Here is a 15,125-nt window from a genome sequence, read left to right as displayed (position 1 = left end):
CACCCCTGAGCTGAAGAGAAATCCCTGATGACAGGCCTCTTCAGTGTCGCTCAGATACGGGCATGCTCCTGGTGACGGGCCAGGCAGCAGCTAACAGGCAGCGCAAAGGGTCAGTGTAGCCACTTGGCCCACTGATGTCCAGAGCTGTGATTCGGAGTACCGAATCGTCGCCCCCTCGTCTACCTCGCGGGGCCCGGCCCTCGGAGCCCGGACCCGCTGTCCGTCACGCTGCATAGCCATGCATTCCCGCTTCGGCGCCGATCCATGCATCCGACCCGGATCGATCTCGGGGACGCACGCAGGACGCATCAGGCGCGTCCTGAGAATTGCGCGATGCGTGCCCCACGTCAAGGCCCCAGCCTCGCGTAGATCGAAAACGGCCGGGGGCGGCCACCCATTCGGGTGGCCGCCCTCGGCGGGTGGAGCAGTGCCGGAGCGGGGCTCCGGCGGAGGTCGGGCCGGGTACTACTTGACCTCGACCGAGGCGCCGGCCGCCGCGAGGGCGTCCTTGGCCTTCTCCGCGGCTTCCTTGGTGGCCTTCTCCAGAACGGCCTTCGGAGCGCCGTCCACGAGGTCCTTGGCCTCCTTCAGACCCAGCGAGGTCAGCTCACGCACGACCTTGATGACCTGGATCTTCTTCTCGCCCGCGCCGGTGAGGATGACGTCGAACTCGTCCTGCTCCTCCGGGGCCTCGGCGACGGCGCCCGGGCCCGCGGGGCCGGCGACGGCGACGGGGGCGGCGGCGGTGACGTCGAACTTCTCCTCGAAGGCCTTCACGAACTCGGAGAGCTCGATGAGGGTGAGGGTCTCGAACTGCTCGAGCAGCTCGGCCTGGCTGAGCTTCGCCATGATGGCGGTCCTTCCACTAATTCGGCTGGTGCCGGATGTACATGTCGGCGGGCGTACTCGGTGCCCGCTGGACTACCGAGCAGTTACTCGGCAGCCTCGGCGGGAGCCGGCGTACCGGCACCGCCCTGCTCGTCTTCCGCCTTCTTGGCCCGAAGCGCCTCCGCGGTGCGGACGAACTTCGAAGGAAGCGCCTGGAAGAGCGCGGCAGCCTGGGACTGCTTGCTCTTCATGGCGCCCGCCAGCTTGGCGAGCAGAACCTCGCGGGACTCGAGGTCCGCGAGCTTCTTGATCTCGTCGGCGGACAGCGCCTTACCGTCAAGGACACCGCCCTTGATGACGAGAGCGGGGTTGTCCTTGGCGAAGTCACGCAGACCCTTCGCCGCCTCGACCGGGTCACCGGTGACGAAGGCGACGGCCGACGGACCCGCGAACAGGTCGTCGAGCGTGCTGATCCCGGCCTCGTTGGCCGCGATCCTGGTCAGCGTGTTCTTCACCACGGCGTACGTGACGTTCTCACCGAGCGAACGGCGCAGCGTCTTGAGCTGCGCCACGGTGAGACCGCGGTACTCGGTCAGCATCGCGGCGTTCGAGGAGCGGAACTGATCCGTCAACTCGGCAACCGCGGCAGCCTTGTCGGGCCTCGCCATGAGTCTCGGCCTCCTTCCGGGTGATTGCGGACCGCCCGGCGTTGAAGGAGGAGACATCCGAATGAGTTCGAATGGCAGCGAAATGCGAAACGCCCCGGCGCAGGCGCACGGGGCAGAACTCGACGGAGGCATACTGCTTCCGGAGATCGTTCTCGGTCACCTGCGCGGGCCGTCCGCAGTCAGCGGATCCTTCGGCCGCCCCACCCCCTGCGGGGCACGGCGACAACCAGCGGTCTATGGCTTCTCGGGCAGCGTACGGGACCGGTCCCCCGCCGGGCAAATCGCCCCCGTCGGCCCTCGCCGCGGGGAACGGCGAGGGCCCCGCCGCCGGTGAACCGGCAGCGGGGCCCTGGCCGTGGGATCGCGGGTCAGACGGACGCGGGGTCCTCTTCGACCAGCAGGTTGCGGGTGCGGTTGGGGTCGACCTGGATGCCGGGGCCCATGGTGGTGGAGACGGCGGCCTTCCGCACGTAGCGGCCCTTCGCCGCGGACGGCTTCAGACGCAGGATCTCGTCCAGCGCCGCCGCGTAGTTCTCCACCAGCTGGGTCTCGTCGAACGACACCTTGCCGATGATGAAGTGCAGGTTCGAGTGCTTGTCCACGCGGAACTCGATCTTGCCGCCCTTGATCTCGGTGACCGCCTTCGCCACGTCGGGCGTCACGGTGCCGGTCTTCGGGTTCGGCATCAGGCCGCGGGGACCGAGCACGCGGCCGAGGCGGCCGACCTTGCCCATCAGGTCCGGGGTGGCGACGACGGCGTCGAAGTCCAGCCGGCCCTTCGCCACCTCGTCGATCAGTTCGTCGGAGCCGACGATGTCGGCTCCCGCGGCTTCCGCGGCCGCAGCACGGTCACCGGTCGCGAAGACCAGGACCCGGGCGGTCTTGCCGGTGCCGTGCGGAAGGTTCACGGTGCCACGGACCATCTGGTCGGCCTTGCGCGGGTCGACACCCAGGCGGAAGGCGACCTCGACGGTCGAGTCGAACTTGGTGGTCGCGGTGTCCTTGGCGATGCGGACGGCCTCCAGGGGCGCGTACAGGCGCTCCTGGTCGATCTTGGCGTCCGCAGCGCGGAGAGACTTGCTGCGCTTGCTCACGTGCTGCTCCTGTCAATGGATGGAGTCGTGGTGCGGGCCGAGCCGGGCCCTGCCACAGGGGGTGCTACGGGAGTGGGCCGCCGGCCCAGGTCCCCCGCCGTCCGGGCGTCAGCCCTCGACGGTGATGCCCATCGAACGGGCCGTACCCGCGATGATCTTCTCCGCGGCGTCCAGGTCGTTCGCGTTCAGGTCGGGGAGCTTGGTGGTGGCGATGTCCCGCACCTGGGCGCGGGTCAGCTTCGCGACCTTCTTGACGTGCGGCTCGCCGGAGCCCTTGTCCACGCCCGCGGCCTTCAGGATCAGCTTGGCGGCCGGCGGCGTCTTGGTGATGAAGGTGAAGCTGCGGTCGTCGTAGACCGTGATCTCCACCGGGATCACCATGCCGCGCTGCGACTCGGTGGCCGCGTTGTACGCCTTGCAGAATTCCATGATGTTCACGCCGTGCTGGCCCAGCGCGGGGCCGACCGGCGGTGCCGGGTTGGCCGCGCCGGCGTTGATCTGGAGCTTGATCAGCCCCGTGACCTTCTTCTTCTTGGGAGGCATTGCTCTCTCCGGGTCCTGTTGAGAGTGTTCGTGCCTGCGAGCAGGCATACCGCACCACTTTAGCGGGTATTGGCGCCGGACTGCGAAACGGGCCGCCGCTCCCCGGCCCCGGCGCCGCTCGACCGTAGTCTCGGAGCGGGCTGACACCGGCCCGCCGAGAGGAGAACCCATGGCCACCACCCCGCTCACCGAGGCCGAGTTGGACCAGGCGCTGAGCGGCCTGCCCGGCTGGACCGTGACGGGCGGCGCCCTCAGCGCGTCGTTCACGGCCGACCGGGCCGTGCTGCCCGGCCTGTACGCGGCCGTCGCCGCCGCCGAGGACGAGGCCGACCACCATGCCGAGATCCGGGTCCTCTACGGCACCGTCACCTTCGCGCTGAACACCCACGACGCCGGCGGCGCGATCACCGCGAAGGACACCGCGCTGGCCGCGCGGATCAGCGGCCTGGCCGCCGACTACCGGGCCCGCCCGGCCGGCTGAGACGGGCCGGCGGCACAGCGAAGGCCCCCACCGGCGAAAGGCTCGAAACGCCGGCGGGGGCCTGCTGAAGCGGTGGAGGGACCGCGAACGGTCAGTTCTTCTGGATCTGGTCGAAGCTGAGCTCGACCGGGGTTTCCCGGCCGAAGATCTCCACCAGGCCCTTGACCTTCTTGGAGTCCGGGTTGATCTCGTTGATCGTCGCCTGCAGGGTGGCGAAGGGGCCGTCGGTGACGGTGACCGAGTCGCCGACCTCGAAGTCCAGCACCTGGACCTCGACCTTGCGGGGCTGAGCGGTGCCGTCGGCGATGGCGGCGGCCTCGGCCGCGGCTTCCACCTCGGGGGCCAGCATCTTGACGATCTCGTCCAGCGTCAGCGGGTACGGGTCGTAGGCGTTGCCCACGAAGCCGGTGACGCCGGGAGTGTTGCGGACCACGCCCCAGGACTCGTTCGTCAGATCCATGCGCACCAGGACGTAGCCGGGCAGTTTGTTCTGCCGGATCGTCTTGCGGTCGCCGTTCTTGATCTGGACGACCTCTTCCTGGGGCACCTCGGCCTGGTAGACGTACTCCTCGACGTTGAGCGAGACGGCGCGCTGCTCCAGGTTGGACTTCACGCGGTTCTCGTAGCCGGCGTAGGTGTGGATCACGTACCACTCGCCGGGCAGGGTGCGCAGTTCCTCGCGGAACGCGGCCACCGTGTCGACCGGCTCGGGCGCGGCGGCATCCGCCACGGCGTCCTCGGCGGCGTCAGCGTCTTCTTCCGACTCTTCCGGGGCGTCGCCCTCAGCAGCCGCTTCCGCGGCCTCCTCGGACTCGACAGCGGCGACCGCCGCTTCCTCCTCGGACTCCGCGGATTCCTCGGCAGCGGTCGCGTCCTCGGCGTCCTCCGACCGGACGGCCTCGTCCTCGGCGGACTCCCCCGCGGCCAGGTCGGCAGCCTCTGCCTGGTCGATGTCGGCGTCGGCGCCTTCGACGATGTCGAGCGCGGTGTCGTCGCCCTCGGCAGATTCGTCTTCGGCGGCGGCGTCGTACACGTTCGGGTCGGACACGGTGGCTGCTCTTCCTGACTATTCAGAGGGTGGGACAAAGGCGGGTGCGCACAGAAGCGCCCACCCGCCGCGGGATCAGCCGAAGACGTGCGAGACGAGCTTCGAGAAACCCCAGTCAACCACGCTCACGAACGCGATGATGACCACGACGAAGACAATCACCACAGTGGTGTACGTCGTCAGGTCATTGCGGTTCGGCCAGACGACCTTGCGCAGCTCCGCGACGATCTGGCGGTAGAAGAGAGCAAGACGTCCGAGAGGCCCCTTCTTTCCGCGCTTACCACCGCGGCGGGGCTTCTTGTCGGTCTCCTGGTCGTCCTGAGTGCCAGGCTCAGGAACACCGATGGAGTCCGTGATCTCGGTCACTCGTCATCACCTGACTCCGGTCGTGTGCCATGCCGCGCCCGTCGCGCGGTACGGCGAGTGCTTACAGCCCACGCCCTGACGGACGTGTGGAGCAGGGCCGGAGGGACTTGAACCCGCAACCGCTGGTTTTGGAGACCAGTGCTCTACCAATTGAGCTACGACCCTATGCTGACTCCCCCAACGTACCTCAGCCGTGCTGCTGGGGGGGCCACGACGGATGAGTGTACGTGTTAAGACGCTGTCCGTCGAACGCCTTGCACCGGCCCAGTTCGGATCCGGATCCCGATCCGGGGCGAACCCGGCGCGCGCCCGGACCGCACCCCGGACCGCACCCCGGACCGCACCCGACCCGCACCGGAGCCGGACCCGGCCCGGGCCCCGGTGCCGCGCCACCCGCACGGCGGCGCAACGGGCCGGCAATCAGCCGGAAATCCCCGGCGAACTCCGGTGCCGGTGCCCCCGCAGGTCTGGGAGCATGCAGTCATGAGCGCTGCTACCCCCTCCGTACCGTCTGCCACCGAGCGGCGGGTGTCGGCCCGCGTCGGGTCGATCTCCGAGTCCGCGACCCTGGCCGTGGACGCCAAGGCGAAGGCCCTGAAGGCCGCCGGGCGCCCGGTGATCGGCTTCGGCGCCGGCGAGCCCGACTTCCCGACGCCCGACTACATCGTCGAGGCCGCTGTCGAGGCCTGCCGCAACCCGAAGTACCACCGCTACACCCCGGCCGGCGGCCTGCCCGAGCTGAAGGCCGCCATCGCCGCCAAGACGCTCCGCGACTCCGGCTACGAGGTGGACGCCTCCCAGGTGCTGGTGACCAACGGCGGCAAGCAGGCGATCTACCAGGCCTTCGCCGCGATCCTCGACCCGGGCGACGAGGTGATCGTCCCGGCCCCGTACTGGACGACCTACCCCGAGTCGATCCGGCTGGCCGGCGGCGTCCCGGTCGAGGTGGTGGCCGACGAGACCACCGGCTACCGGGTCTCCGTCGAGCAGTTGGAGGCGGCCCGCACCGAGCGCACCAAGGTCGTGCTGTTCGTCTCGCCGTCCAACCCGACCGGCGCGGTCTACAGCGAGGCCGACTCCGAGGCGATCGGCCGCTGGGCGGTCGAGCACGGGCTGTGGGTACTCACCGACGAGATCTACGAGCACCTGGTGTACGGCGACGCGACCTTCACCTCGCTGCCGGCCGTCGTCCCGGAGCTCCGGGACAAGTGCGTCGTGGTCAACGGCGTCGCCAAGACGTACGCGATGACCGGCTGGCGGGTGGGGTGGATCGTCGGCCCGAAGGACGTGGTGAAGGCGGCCACCAACCTCCAGTCGCACGCCACGTCTAACGTCTCCAACGTGGCGCAGGTCGCCGCGCTGGCCGCCGTCTCCGGTGATCTGGTGGCAGTCGCCGAGATGCGCGCCGCCTTCGACCGCCGCCGGCAGACCATCGTGCGGATGCTCAACGAGATCGACGGCGTGGTCTGCCCGGTCCCCGAGGGCGCCTTCTACGTCTATCCGTCGGTGAAGGAGCTGCTCGGCAAGGAGATCCGCGGCAAGCGCCCGGCCGACTCGGTCGAGCTGGCCGCGCTGATCCTGGACGAGGCCGAGGTCGCGGTGGTGCCCGGTGAGGCGTTCGGCACACCCGGGTATCTGCGGCTGAGCTATGCGCTCGGTGACGACGACCTGGTGGAAGGCGTCTCCCGGCTCCAGAAGCTGCTCGGCGAGGCCACCGACTGAGCACTCCCCCGCCCGCTCGCGTATTCGGGCAAGCCCCCGTTCGGAGAAAGTGGTACCGATCGGGGGCCGGCGTATAGCAGGATCTTGGGATGGCACGAGAAGTACCCCAGGCCGGCGGCCCGGCGCGCGACATCCGCCGGCTGCCCAAGGCGCATCTGCATCTGCACTTCACCGGCTCGATGCGTCCGAGCACCCTGCTGGAGCTGGCCGACAAGCACGGCGTGCACCTGCCCGAAGCGCTCACCTCCGGCGAGCCCCCGCAGCTGCGGGCCACCGACGAGCGCGGCTGGTTCCGCTTCCAGCGGCTCTACGACATCGCCCGGTCCTGCCTGCGCACCCCCGAGGACATCCAGCGGCTGGTCCGGGAGGCCGCCGAGGAGGACGCGGCGGACGGCTCCGGCTGGCTGGAGATCCAGGTCGACCCGACCTCCTACGCGCCCCGGCTCGGCGGCCTGATCCCGACGCTGGAGATCATCCTGGACGCCGTGCACAGCGCCTCCCGGGACACCGGGGTGGGCATGGCGGTGGTGGTGGCCGCCAACCGCATGAAGCACCCGCTGGACGCCCGCACGCTGGCCCGGCTCGCGGTCCGGTACGCCGACCGCGGCGTGGTGGGCTTCGGGCTGTCGAACGACGAACGCCGGGGCCTGGCACGGGACTTCGACCGCGCCTTCGCCATCGCCCGCGAGGGCGGCCTGCTCGCCGCCCCGCACGGCGGCGAACTGGCCGGCCCGGCCAGTGTCCGCGACTGCCTGGACGACCTGCACGCCGAGCGCGTCGGCCACGGGGTGCGCGCCGCCGAGGACCCCCGCCTGCTGCGCCGGCTGGCCGACTCCGGCGTCACCTGCGAGGTCTGCCCGGCCTCCAACGTCGCCCTCGGCGTCTACGACAAACCCGAGGACGTCCCGCTGCGAACCCTCTACGAGGCCGGCGTCCCGATGGCCCTGGGCGCCGACGACCCGCTGCTCTTCGGCTCCCGGCTGGCCGCCCAGTACGAGATCGCCCGCGGCGTGCACGCCTTCACCGACGTGGAGCTCGCCGACCTGGCCCGCCAGTCCGTCCGCGCCTCCCGGGCCCCCGAGGAGCTCCGCGCGAACATGCTCAGCGGCATCGACGCCTGGGCGTCCTAGAGTTCGACGCCCACCATCACCGGTTCGTTGACCAAGGTCACCCCGAAGGCCGCGAAGACACCGTCGCGGACCTCGCGCGCCAGGGCCAGCAGGTCCTCCGTGGTGGCCCGGCCCCGGTTGGTGAGCGCCAGGGTGTGCTTGGTGGAGATCCGGGCCGGCCCGCTGCCGTAGCCCTTGCCGAAGCCGGCCTTGTCGATCAGCCAGGCCGCCGACGTCTTCGTCCGGTCCTCCCCCGCCGGATACGCGGGCGGCTCCGCCCCGGCTCCCAGCCGGGCGCGCGCCCGGCCCAGGAAGGCTTCGTACTCGGCCCCCGTCAGCACCGGATTGGTGAAGAAGGACCCGGCCGACCAGGTGTCGTGATCCGCCGCGTCCAGCACCATGCCCTTGCTGCGCCGCAGCGCCAGCACCGTCTCCCGCGCCTTGTCCAGCGGCACCCGGTCGCCGGGCTCCACTCCCAGCGCCCGCGCGGTCTCGCCGTACTTCACCGGCCCGGACAGCCCGCCGGCGTTCTCCAGTTCGAACCGCACCCGCAGCACCACGAAGCGCCCGGCGGCTTCCTTGAACCGGCTGCTGCGGTAGGAGAATCCGCAGTCGGCGTTCGCCAGCGTGACGATCTCGTCGGCCTCGCGGTCGTACGCCACCACCTCGGTGATGGTGCTCGCCACTTCCTGCCCGTACGCCCCCACGTTCTGGATCGGCGTCGCGCCGGCCGACCCCGGGATCCCGGCCAGGCACTCCACCCCGGCCAACCCGGCCCCGACGGCGGCCGCCACCACCGCGGCCCAGCTCTCGCCCGCGGCCACCTCCACCCGGGCGCCGTCCACCGCGATCCCGCGGCTCGCCACCCGCACCGCGGTCCCCGCGAACCCCCGGTCGCCCACCACGAGATTGCTCCCACCGCCGACCACCAGCACCGGCTCGCCCTGCCCGCCCGCCGCCCGGACGGCGGCCACCACGTCCTCATCCGTCCGCGCGGTCACCAGACGCCGCGCGGGGCCGCCGAGCCGGAAGGTGGTCAGGGGCGCGAGGGGGGCGTTCTCCGTTACATCCACGGGGTCAGCCTACGTTTCCGCTCGCCGCGGGACCGGCCCCGACGGGGACGCCGGGACACGCGTCCCGCGGCGAGAGGTCCCGGTCAGCGCTCGGCGCCCACCGAGACCTTCCGCTCGGTCCCGGAACCCGTCCCGGCGCCCGTCGCCACCACACCGGCCACCGGCCCCGCGCCCCGCACGCCCTTCGGGAAGAGCAGTGCCGCCCCCACCGCCGCCGCCAGGATCGCCGCCCCGACCCAGAGGGCCGGCCGCAGCCCGTCGGTGAAGAGCGCGGCCGACCCGTACCCGCCGCGCGCCGCGAAGATCGACCCGAGCGCGGCGATGCCCAGCGCTCCGCCCACCTCCCGCAGCGCGTTGTTCGTGCCGGAGGCAATGCCCTGCTCGGGCCCGTGCACCGTCGACATCAGCATGTTCGTGGCCGGCGCCACGAACAGCGCCATGCCCGTCCCGCTCACGATCAGCGCCGGCAGCTGCGCGGCGTACGAGACGTCCGGCGAGATGACCAGCGCGAACCACGCCAGCCCGACCGCCTGGAGCGCCAGCCCGGCCGTGACCACCGGCCGGCCGCCGACGCGGTCGGACAGGTACCCGGCGACCGGGGCCACCAGCATCGGCATGCCCGTCCACGGCAGCATCCGCAGGCCCGCCTCGGTGGGCCCGTAGCCGACCACGTTCTGCAGGAACTGGCTGAGCAGGAAGATCGACCCGAACATGCCGATGAACATCAGCAGCGTCGCCGCGTTGATCGCGGCGAACCCGCGGTTCTTGAACATCCGCATCGGCAGCATCGGCTTGTCCGCGACCATGCCGTGCCGGACGAACGCCGCCACCAGCACCGACCCGCCGATCAGGCCGGCCAGCACCCGCGCGCTGGTCCAGCCGTGGCCGGTCTCGCTGACCAGGGCGTACACGATGCCGAACAGGCCGAGGCTGATCAGTGCGGTGCCGCGCGCGTCCAGCCGGGCGCCGGGGGCGTAGGACTCGCGCAGCCGCAGCCGGGCCAGTGGCAGGAGCAGGACGCCGATCGGCACGTTGAGCCAGAAAATCCAGTGCCAGGAGATGTGTTCGGTCAGTCCCCCGCCGATCAGCGGGCCGCTGGCGATGGCCAGGCCGTTGACCGCGCCCCAGATCCCGTAGGCCATCCCGCGCCGCTCGGCGGGGACCGCCGCGGTGAGCAGGGTGAGGGTGAGCGGCATCATCACGGCCGCGCCGATGCCCTGGACGGCTCGCGCCGCGATCAGCGCGTCGATCCCGGGGGCCAGGGCGGCGGCGGCCGACGCGGCGGTGAAGAGGGCCAGCCCGCCGAGGAAGAGCCGGCGGCGCCCGAAGCGGTCGCCGAGCGCGGCGCCGAACATCAGCAGCACGGCGAAGGTGAGCGTGTAGGCGCTCACCGTCCACTCCAGGTCGGACAGCGCCCCGCCGAGGTCCTGGCGGATGGACGGCAGGGCGGTGGTGACGACGAGGTTGTCCAGCGCCGCCATGAAGCCGGCCACGCTGGTGATGACGAGCGCCCAGGCGGCGCTGCCGGGTCGTGCCGCGGCCTGCTGGTCGATCGGGTCCATGGTTCCGTTTCCTGTCTCGGTTAGTTATTGATGACTAACTTTTGTGCCCAAAAAAAGCCGCTGGTGCGGGGGTAGGGCGCCGCCGGGCGCCCCGACCGGGTTCGTTCCGCATCACTCGGGGCGAGCTGCCACGTAGAAGCCCTCCCAGTTGCGGTGGCCGGCCGGAAAGCCGAGCGACACCAGGGTGTTGATCAGCATCCCGTAGGCCATGAACCCCGTCGTCTCGTCGATGTCCGCGCCCAACTCCAGGTGCACCGCGTCCCACATCTCCTGCCACCGCTCCCGCACCGCCGAGCCGAACTCGCTGTCGCCGAGCGCCTCGGCGGCGGCCACCGCGACATACGTCTGCATCTGCATGAGCAGCCGCTCGGGGTCGTCGTGTATGAGCTTCTGGTAGGCCTGCGCCATCCCTGGGAGCTTCCCCTCCTGCGGGACGTCCTTGGCGCCCGCCACCAGGGCCTCGCGGGTCGTGTCCATGCAGTGCTCGGCGGCGGCCAGGAAGATCGCCTGCTTGTTCGGGAACAGCCGGAACAGATACGGCTGCGAGACGCCGACGCGGCGGGCGATCGCCTCGGTGGAGGTGCCGTGATAGCCGCCGTGCGCGAATTCGCTCATCGCCGCACGGATGACGCTGGTGCGCCGGTCCTCGGCGCTCATCCTGCCCATGCGGACTAAGTTAGTGGTCAATCACTTCCTAGTCAACCGGTGGGGCCGTCCCGCGGTAACCCCGGCGGGCGGTGCCGGATGACGGGGTGCCGTGACGGCGCAAGGCGCCCGCTTTTCAGGTGCGCCGAGTGCACCCCCGGACGAAGTCAGGGGGCGGAACCGCGTGACGGGCCGCGGCATGGCCGCAGCCGGCGACGATGGTGGGCGGTTACGGGGGGCGTCCGGTCCCCCCGGCCCGGCGGGCGGTGCTCAAGGGGGCGCCTCGCGCCCCGGCAGGATGCCGCCGGGGCGCGAGCCGCCGGCCCGGGAGGGACGCGACCGCCCCGGAGGGGGCTACGCCGAGGACCCGGAGCGCGCCGCCGCGACCATCCGGCGGACCGCCGGGGCCACCTCCTCGCCGAAGCGGCGGATGGTGTTCGGGGAGTCGGCGCGGTAGAGGATGAAGACGCTGACGCCCTGGGTGAGGGCGAGCTCCGTGAGCTGTTCGGCCCAGATGGGGGCCGGGCCCTGCAGGAAGCCGCTGCTGGTGGCGGCGAAATCACCCGCGACGTTGTAGACACGCCGCACCGCCTCCGGCAGGCGGCCGGCCTCGGTGGCGGCCACGTCGATGATCTGGTTGGCCGCCCCGAGCCGCTCCGGCGGCAGGAACGGGGAGCTCGGCACCCAGCCGTCCGCGATCCGCCCCACCAGCCGCAGCATCCGCGGCTGGTACGCCCCGACCCAGATGTTGATGTCGTGGACCGGGAACGGCCCCGGCCGGACCCCGTCGAGGCGGTAGTGGCGGCCGGCGAACCGCACGTCGTCCCCCGGCGTCCACAGCCGGCGGATGATCTGCACGGCCTCCTCCAGCGCATCGACCGATTCCCCGGGCCCCCGGGCGGGCCCGCCCTCGGCGAGGATCGCGTCCCACATCTGCTGCGCGCCGGTCGCCAGCCCCAGTTCGAAGCGCCCGCCGGTGAGGATGTCCAAGGTGGCCGCGGTGCGGGCCAGCACCGTCGGCGGGCGCAGCGGCAGGTTGGCGAGGTTCGGCATCACCCGGACCCGCGAGGTGCGGGCCGCGATGGTGGACAGCAGCGTCATGGTGTCCAGCCGTTCCGGCCAGTACGGGTGATCGCTCAGGCTGACCAGGTCCAGGCCCGACCCCTCGGTCAGGTCGGCCAGTTCGACGGCACCCTGCGGGCGGTCGGCCGGCGGCTCCAGCAGCGTGCCGAAGAGGAGGTCGTGACCGTAGTCGGGCATAGGTGCTCCTGGAGTGGGCGGGGCGGCGGGGGCGGATGCCGGTACGCGCGGGTGGCCGGTCGGCACGGGGCGGGCGGGGCGGACAGCGGGGCTGAGGAGGGGCGAGCAGGCGGGGGCGCGGGGCCGCGGGGGCGGATCACCGTCAGGACTCGGTGCCGCGCAGCGCGGTAGCCGTCCCATCGGCCACCTCGGTGCTGCGCGGCGGCGTGGCCGTCCCGTGGATCAGCTCGGCGTGCGCCGCGTACGCCCGCGGCCCCTGCTCCCGGAGCATCGCCCGCATCTCGGGCGGCACATGGGCGAGTGCCGCCTCGACCACCTCCGGGTCGCCCTCGTACATCAGCATCCCGAAGCCGAGCGGCAAAGTGGCCGGGTCGGCCTCGTCCGCGCCCCGGCCGGCGATCTCGTCCCACTCGTCGGCGGGAATGTGCTGCTCCATCAGCGGGACGAGCCGGGTCCCCTCGGCGTGCAGGTGTTCCTCCACCGCGGGGATCAGCCGTTCGAGGGCCCTGGCCAGCGCGGCGGCGGAATCCGCGGTGGGCTGGTCGCGCCAGACGTCCAGCGCGGCGGCCATCTTGTCGCCGAGCCGCGTGACCTCGTCGTGCTGGCCTTCCATCAGCTGGACCACGGGGATCACGTCGTCGGCGCAGCGATCGAGGAGCAGGGGCCAGACGAACGTGTCCTGGCCGGCGTGGTGACGGTGCAGCTTGACGTTGACGACGCCGATATGACCGCCGATGAGCTCAGCCCGTTCCCGGTCCCCGGCGGCGGCACCGCGGACCAGCCCCGGCATGAGGGCGAACTCTCGGCGGAACATGTCGTGCCGCATCAGGATCTCGCGGCCGTCGAACATCGCTTCAGCCATCGTCACGTTTACTCTCTGCTCTGTCCGCTCAGGCTCGGCACCTCAAGAGTATGCCGACAAACCCGGACATAGGGCATCGATCAACGAGACACGTGGCGCGGCCGTCAGCCGAGCCGGACCACCGCGCGGGACATGCCCAGCACCTTCTGGCCCGCGCTGGTCGCGGTGAGGTCGACCCGGACCTGGTGATCGTCCAGCAGCGCGGCGACCTTGGCGGTCACTTCGACAACAGCGCCATGATCATCGTTCGGTACGACAACCGGCTTGGTGAAACGGACGCCGTACTCCACCACCGCACCCGGGTCGCCGACCCAGTCGGTCACGACCCGGATCGCGGCGGCCATGGTGAACATGCCGTGGGCGATCACATCGGGCAGGCCCACCTCGCGGGCGAATTTCTCGTTCCAGTGAATCGGGTTGAAGTCACCGGACGCGCCCGCGTACTGGACAAGCGTGGCCCGGCTCACCGGGAAGGTCCGCGACGGCAACTCGGTGCCGACCTCGACATCCCCGTAAGCGATCGTCGCCGCCATCACGCCCCCTCCTTCGCCGCGGCCGGTGCGTCGGCCGGTGCGTCGGCCCGCGCGTCGACCGGTGCGTCGGGCGCCGGTTCCGGCGTCGCCGCCCGGGAGACCAGCTTCGTCCAGGCGGTGACCACATGCGCGCCGGACTCGTCGCGCACCTCGCCGCGGATGTCCAGGATGTCGTTGCCGGCCATCGACTTGATCGCCTCGATCGTCGAGGTCACCGTCAGCCGGTCACCGGCCCGCACCGGACGCGTGTACGCGAACTTCTGGTCGCCGTGCACCACCCGGCTGTAGTCCAGGCCGAGCTCCGGATCGGAGATCACCAGACCGGCCGCCTTGTAGGTGATCGTGAAGGCGAAAGTCGGCGGCGCGATCACATCGAGGTGGCCGAGCGCCTTGGCCGCGTCCGGATCCGTATACGCGGGATGCGGGTCGCCGATCGCCGCGGCGAATTCGCGGATCTTTTCCCGTCCCACCTCATAGGGGGCGGTGGGCGGATAACTCCGCCCCACGAACGACTGGTCCAGGGCCATCGGCACCTCCGGTGCGGAAACGACTGCGGAAACGCCGGAACGGCGGCTCGGATCCTAACGGTTCCACGCCGGGCCGCTGCCAGCCGGGCCCGGCCGGACATGCCGAGAGGCCGCCCCGGCGGTGAACACGGGAACGGCCTCGCGGTGTGTCGGATTACGGCCTGGGGCCCTGCCCGCACGGCCACGGTGCAGCTGTGGCGTGCGGGTGCATGGAGATGGGGAACGTCAGCGTGTCTCGCGGTGCGCGGTGTGCGCGTTGCAACGCGGGCAGTGCTTCTTCATCTCAAGACGGTCCGGGTCGTTACGCCGGTTCTTCTTGGTGATGTAGTTCCGCTCCTTGCACTCCACGCAGGCCAGCGTGATCTTCGGGCGGACGTCGGTGGCGGCCACGTGAGTGCTCCTTGACGAACGGGTGTGATGAACACATGGATAGTAGCCGACTGAGGGACCGATCCCACAATCGGCTACGGAGAGTAGCGGCGACCGGACTTGAACCGGTGACACAGCGATTATGAGCCGCTTGCTCTACCGACTGAGCTACGCCGCTGCGATGAACAGGCCCCCGCCGTAGCCGACGGGGAACCGATCCATCAGAGCCCCAATACGGAATCGAACCGTAGACCTTCTCCTTACCATGGAGACGCTCTACCGACTGAGCTATTGGGGCGAGCGAGGAAGACATTACACGCTCCGCTGCCATACGTGAAATCCGTATCCCCCCGGCAGAAGGGGGCCTGCCGAGGGGCTCGGCCGCCCCTCCGCGGGGCCTCGGCGCCGCCCGCCGGGGCGGCTGCGGCCGGCGGT

17 protein-coding genes and 3 tRNA genes are annotated in these 15,125 nt (G+C 71.0%); 3 read left to right on the top strand and 17 right to left on the bottom strand.

Annotated elements, in window-relative coordinates:
• Nucleotides 1–465: 465 nt before the first annotated feature.
• The 4 genes from rplL to rplK all read right to left on the bottom strand — a co-directional run bounded on the left by rplL (nt 466) and on the right by rplK (nt 3,133).
• Entirely contained in the window at nt 466–849 is a 384-nt protein-coding gene (rplL, locus tag GA0115240_RS30895; protein ID WP_093741833.1) for a 50S ribosomal protein L7/L12, read from the bottom strand.
• An 83-nt stretch (nt 850–932) separates the two neighbouring features.
• Nucleotides 933–1,496: a 50S ribosomal protein L10 gene (rplJ, locus tag GA0115240_RS30890; protein WP_093741831.1), complete on the bottom strand. Its 564-nt coding sequence runs from the start codon at nt 1,494–1,496 to the stop codon at nt 933–935.
• A 368-nt stretch (nt 1,497–1,864) separates the two neighbouring features.
• Nucleotides 1,865–2,590, bottom strand: coding sequence for a 50S ribosomal protein L1 (gene rplA, locus GA0115240_RS30885; protein ID WP_093741829.1), 726 nt, complete (start codon nt 2,588–2,590; stop codon nt 1,865–1,867).
• Between the two features lie 108 nt (nt 2,591–2,698).
• Nucleotides 2,699–3,133 carry a 50S ribosomal protein L11 gene (gene rplK, locus GA0115240_RS30880; protein ID WP_093741827.1) on the bottom strand — a complete coding sequence of 145 codons (435 nt, stop codon included), beginning with the start codon at nt 3,131–3,133 and terminating at the stop codon, nt 2,699–2,701.
• A gap of 169 nt (nt 3,134–3,302) precedes the next feature.
• On the opposite strand from rplK, the gene GA0115240_RS30875 reads away from it, so the two are divergent.
• Nucleotides 3,303–3,614, top strand: a complete 312-nt coding sequence (locus tag GA0115240_RS30875) for a 4a-hydroxytetrahydrobiopterin dehydratase (RefSeq protein ID WP_093741825.1) — start codon at nt 3,303–3,305, stop codon at nt 3,612–3,614.
• Nucleotides 3,615–3,705: 91 nt separating this feature from the next.
• Here the strand turns inward: GA0115240_RS30875 and nusG are convergent, their stop codons facing one another.
• The 3 genes from nusG to GA0115240_RS30860 form a co-directional block, all read right to left on the bottom strand.
• Nucleotides 3,706–4,662 carry a transcription termination/antitermination protein NusG gene (nusG, locus tag GA0115240_RS30870; RefSeq protein WP_093741823.1) on the bottom strand — a complete coding sequence of 319 codons (957 nt, stop codon included), beginning with the start codon at nt 4,660–4,662 and terminating at the stop codon, nt 3,706–3,708.
• 75 nt (nt 4,663–4,737) lie between these two features.
• Nucleotides 4,738–5,019, bottom strand: a complete 282-nt coding sequence (secE, locus tag GA0115240_RS30865; RefSeq protein ID WP_093741845.1) for a preprotein translocase subunit SecE — start codon at nt 5,017–5,019, stop codon at nt 4,738–4,740.
• A 101-nt stretch (nt 5,020–5,120) separates the two neighbouring features.
• Nucleotides 5,121–5,193 (bottom strand) — tRNA-Trp (locus GA0115240_RS30860).
• A 318-nt stretch (nt 5,194–5,511) separates the two neighbouring features.
• On the opposite strand from GA0115240_RS30860, the gene GA0115240_RS30855 reads away from it, so the two are divergent.
• Both GA0115240_RS30855 and GA0115240_RS30850 read left to right on the top strand, forming a co-directional pair.
• Nucleotides 5,512–6,750, top strand: coding sequence for a pyridoxal phosphate-dependent aminotransferase (locus GA0115240_RS30855; protein ID WP_093741821.1), 1,239 nt, complete (start codon nt 5,512–5,514; stop codon nt 6,748–6,750).
• Between the two features lie 89 nt (nt 6,751–6,839).
• Nucleotides 6,840–7,880, top strand: coding sequence for an adenosine deaminase (locus GA0115240_RS30850; protein WP_093741819.1), 1,041 nt, complete (start codon nt 6,840–6,842; stop codon nt 7,878–7,880).
• Here the strand turns inward: GA0115240_RS30850 and GA0115240_RS30845 are convergent.
• The 10 genes from GA0115240_RS30845 to GA0115240_RS30800 all read right to left on the bottom strand — a co-directional run bounded on the left by GA0115240_RS30845 (nt 7,877) and on the right by GA0115240_RS30800 (nt 14,988).
• Nucleotides 7,877–8,932: a UDP-N-acetylmuramate dehydrogenase gene (locus tag GA0115240_RS30845; protein ID WP_093741817.1), complete on the bottom strand. Its 1,056-nt coding sequence runs from the start codon at nt 8,930–8,932 to the stop codon at nt 7,877–7,879. The genes GA0115240_RS30850 and GA0115240_RS30845 overlap by 4 nt on opposite strands.
• Nucleotides 8,933–9,015: 83 nt before the next feature.
• Complete coding sequence (locus tag GA0115240_RS30840; protein WP_093741815.1) at nt 9,016–10,494, bottom strand: DHA2 family efflux MFS transporter permease subunit; 1,479 nt, start codon at nt 10,492–10,494, stop codon at nt 9,016–9,018.
• Nucleotides 10,495–10,605: 111 nt separating this feature from the next.
• Entirely contained in the window at nt 10,606–11,160 is a 555-nt protein-coding gene (locus GA0115240_RS30835) for a TetR/AcrR family transcriptional regulator (protein ID WP_176725221.1), read from the bottom strand.
• A 333-nt stretch (nt 11,161–11,493) separates the two neighbouring features.
• Nucleotides 11,494–12,399 (bottom strand): LLM class flavin-dependent oxidoreductase, encoded by a 906-nt coding sequence (locus GA0115240_RS30830; protein WP_093741813.1) that lies wholly within the window; start codon nt 12,397–12,399, stop codon nt 11,494–11,496.
• Between the two features lie 142 nt (nt 12,400–12,541).
• A complete protein-coding gene (locus GA0115240_RS30825) occupies nt 12,542–13,261 on the bottom strand; it encodes a hemerythrin domain-containing protein (RefSeq protein WP_093741811.1) in 720 nt (239 codons plus the stop codon).
• A gap of 104 nt (nt 13,262–13,365) precedes the next feature.
• Nucleotides 13,366–13,794, bottom strand: a complete 429-nt coding sequence (locus GA0115240_RS30820) for a MaoC family dehydratase (protein WP_093741809.1) — start codon at nt 13,792–13,794, stop codon at nt 13,366–13,368.
• Entirely contained in the window at nt 13,794–14,321 is a 528-nt protein-coding gene (locus tag GA0115240_RS30815; protein WP_093741807.1) for a MaoC family dehydratase N-terminal domain-containing protein, read from the bottom strand. Before GA0115240_RS30815 ends, GA0115240_RS30820 begins: the two co-directional genes overlap by 1 nt.
• 225 nt (nt 14,322–14,546) lie before the next feature.
• Nucleotides 14,547–14,711 carry a 50S ribosomal protein L33 gene (rpmG, locus tag GA0115240_RS30810; protein ID WP_004571794.1) on the bottom strand — a complete coding sequence of 55 codons (165 nt, stop codon included), beginning with the start codon at nt 14,709–14,711 and terminating at the stop codon, nt 14,547–14,549.
• An 84-nt stretch (nt 14,712–14,795) separates the two neighbouring features.
• Nucleotides 14,796–14,868, bottom strand: a tRNA-Met gene (locus GA0115240_RS30805).
• 47 nt (nt 14,869–14,915) lie between these two features.
• Nucleotides 14,916–14,988: transfer RNA gene (locus GA0115240_RS30800), tRNA-Thr, on the bottom strand.
• Nucleotides 14,989–15,125: the final 137 nt, after the last annotated feature.

The sequence above is a fragment of the Streptomyces sp. DvalAA-14 genome, from assembly GCF_900091855.1.
Taxonomy (GTDB): Bacteria; Actinomycetota; Actinomycetes; order Streptomycetales; family Streptomycetaceae; genus Actinacidiphila.
The sequence above is the reverse complement of the archived record's forward strand: the minus strand, read 5'-3'. Positions and strand labels throughout refer to the sequence as shown.

Bases quoted from the DNA above. Each gene is read 5' to 3' on its own strand.
- GA0115240_RS30820 (WP_093741809.1), bottom strand. From the start codon at position 13,794: ATGGCGGCGACGATCGCTTACGGGGATGTCGAGGTCGGCACCGAGTTG.
- GA0115240_RS30840 (WP_093741815.1), bottom strand. From the start codon at position 10,494: ATGGACCCGATCGACCAGCAGGCCGCGGCACGACCCGGCAGCGCCGCC.
- rplK (WP_093741827.1), bottom strand. From the start codon at position 3,133: ATGCCTCCCAAGAAGAAGAAGGTCACGGGGCTGATCAAGCTCCAGATC.
- rplL (WP_093741833.1), bottom strand. From the start codon at position 849: ATGGCGAAGCTCAGCCAGGCCGAGCTGCTCGAGCAGTTCGAGACCCTC.
- GA0115240_RS30815 (WP_093741807.1), bottom strand. From the start codon at position 14,321: ATGGCCCTGGACCAGTCGTTCGTGGGGCGGAGTTATCCGCCCACCGCC.
- GA0115240_RS30825 (WP_093741811.1), bottom strand. From the start codon at position 13,261: ATGGCTGAAGCGATGTTCGACGGCCGCGAGATCCTGATGCGGCACGAC.
- GA0115240_RS30835 (WP_176725221.1), bottom strand. From the start codon at position 11,160: ATGGGCAGGATGAGCGCCGAGGACCGGCGCACCAGCGTCATCCGTGCG.
- GA0115240_RS30850 (WP_093741819.1), top strand. From the start codon at position 6,840: ATGGCACGAGAAGTACCCCAGGCCGGCGGCCCGGCGCGCGACATCCGC.
- GA0115240_RS30855 (WP_093741821.1), top strand. From the start codon at position 5,512: ATGAGCGCTGCTACCCCCTCCGTACCGTCTGCCACCGAGCGGCGGGTG.
- GA0115240_RS30875 (WP_093741825.1), top strand. From the start codon at position 3,303: ATGGCCACCACCCCGCTCACCGAGGCCGAGTTGGACCAGGCGCTGAGC.
- rplJ (WP_093741831.1), bottom strand. From the start codon at position 1,496: ATGGCGAGGCCCGACAAGGCTGCCGCGGTTGCCGAGTTGACGGATCAG.
- GA0115240_RS30830 (WP_093741813.1), bottom strand. From the start codon at position 12,399: ATGCCCGACTACGGTCACGACCTCCTCTTCGGCACGCTGCTGGAGCCG.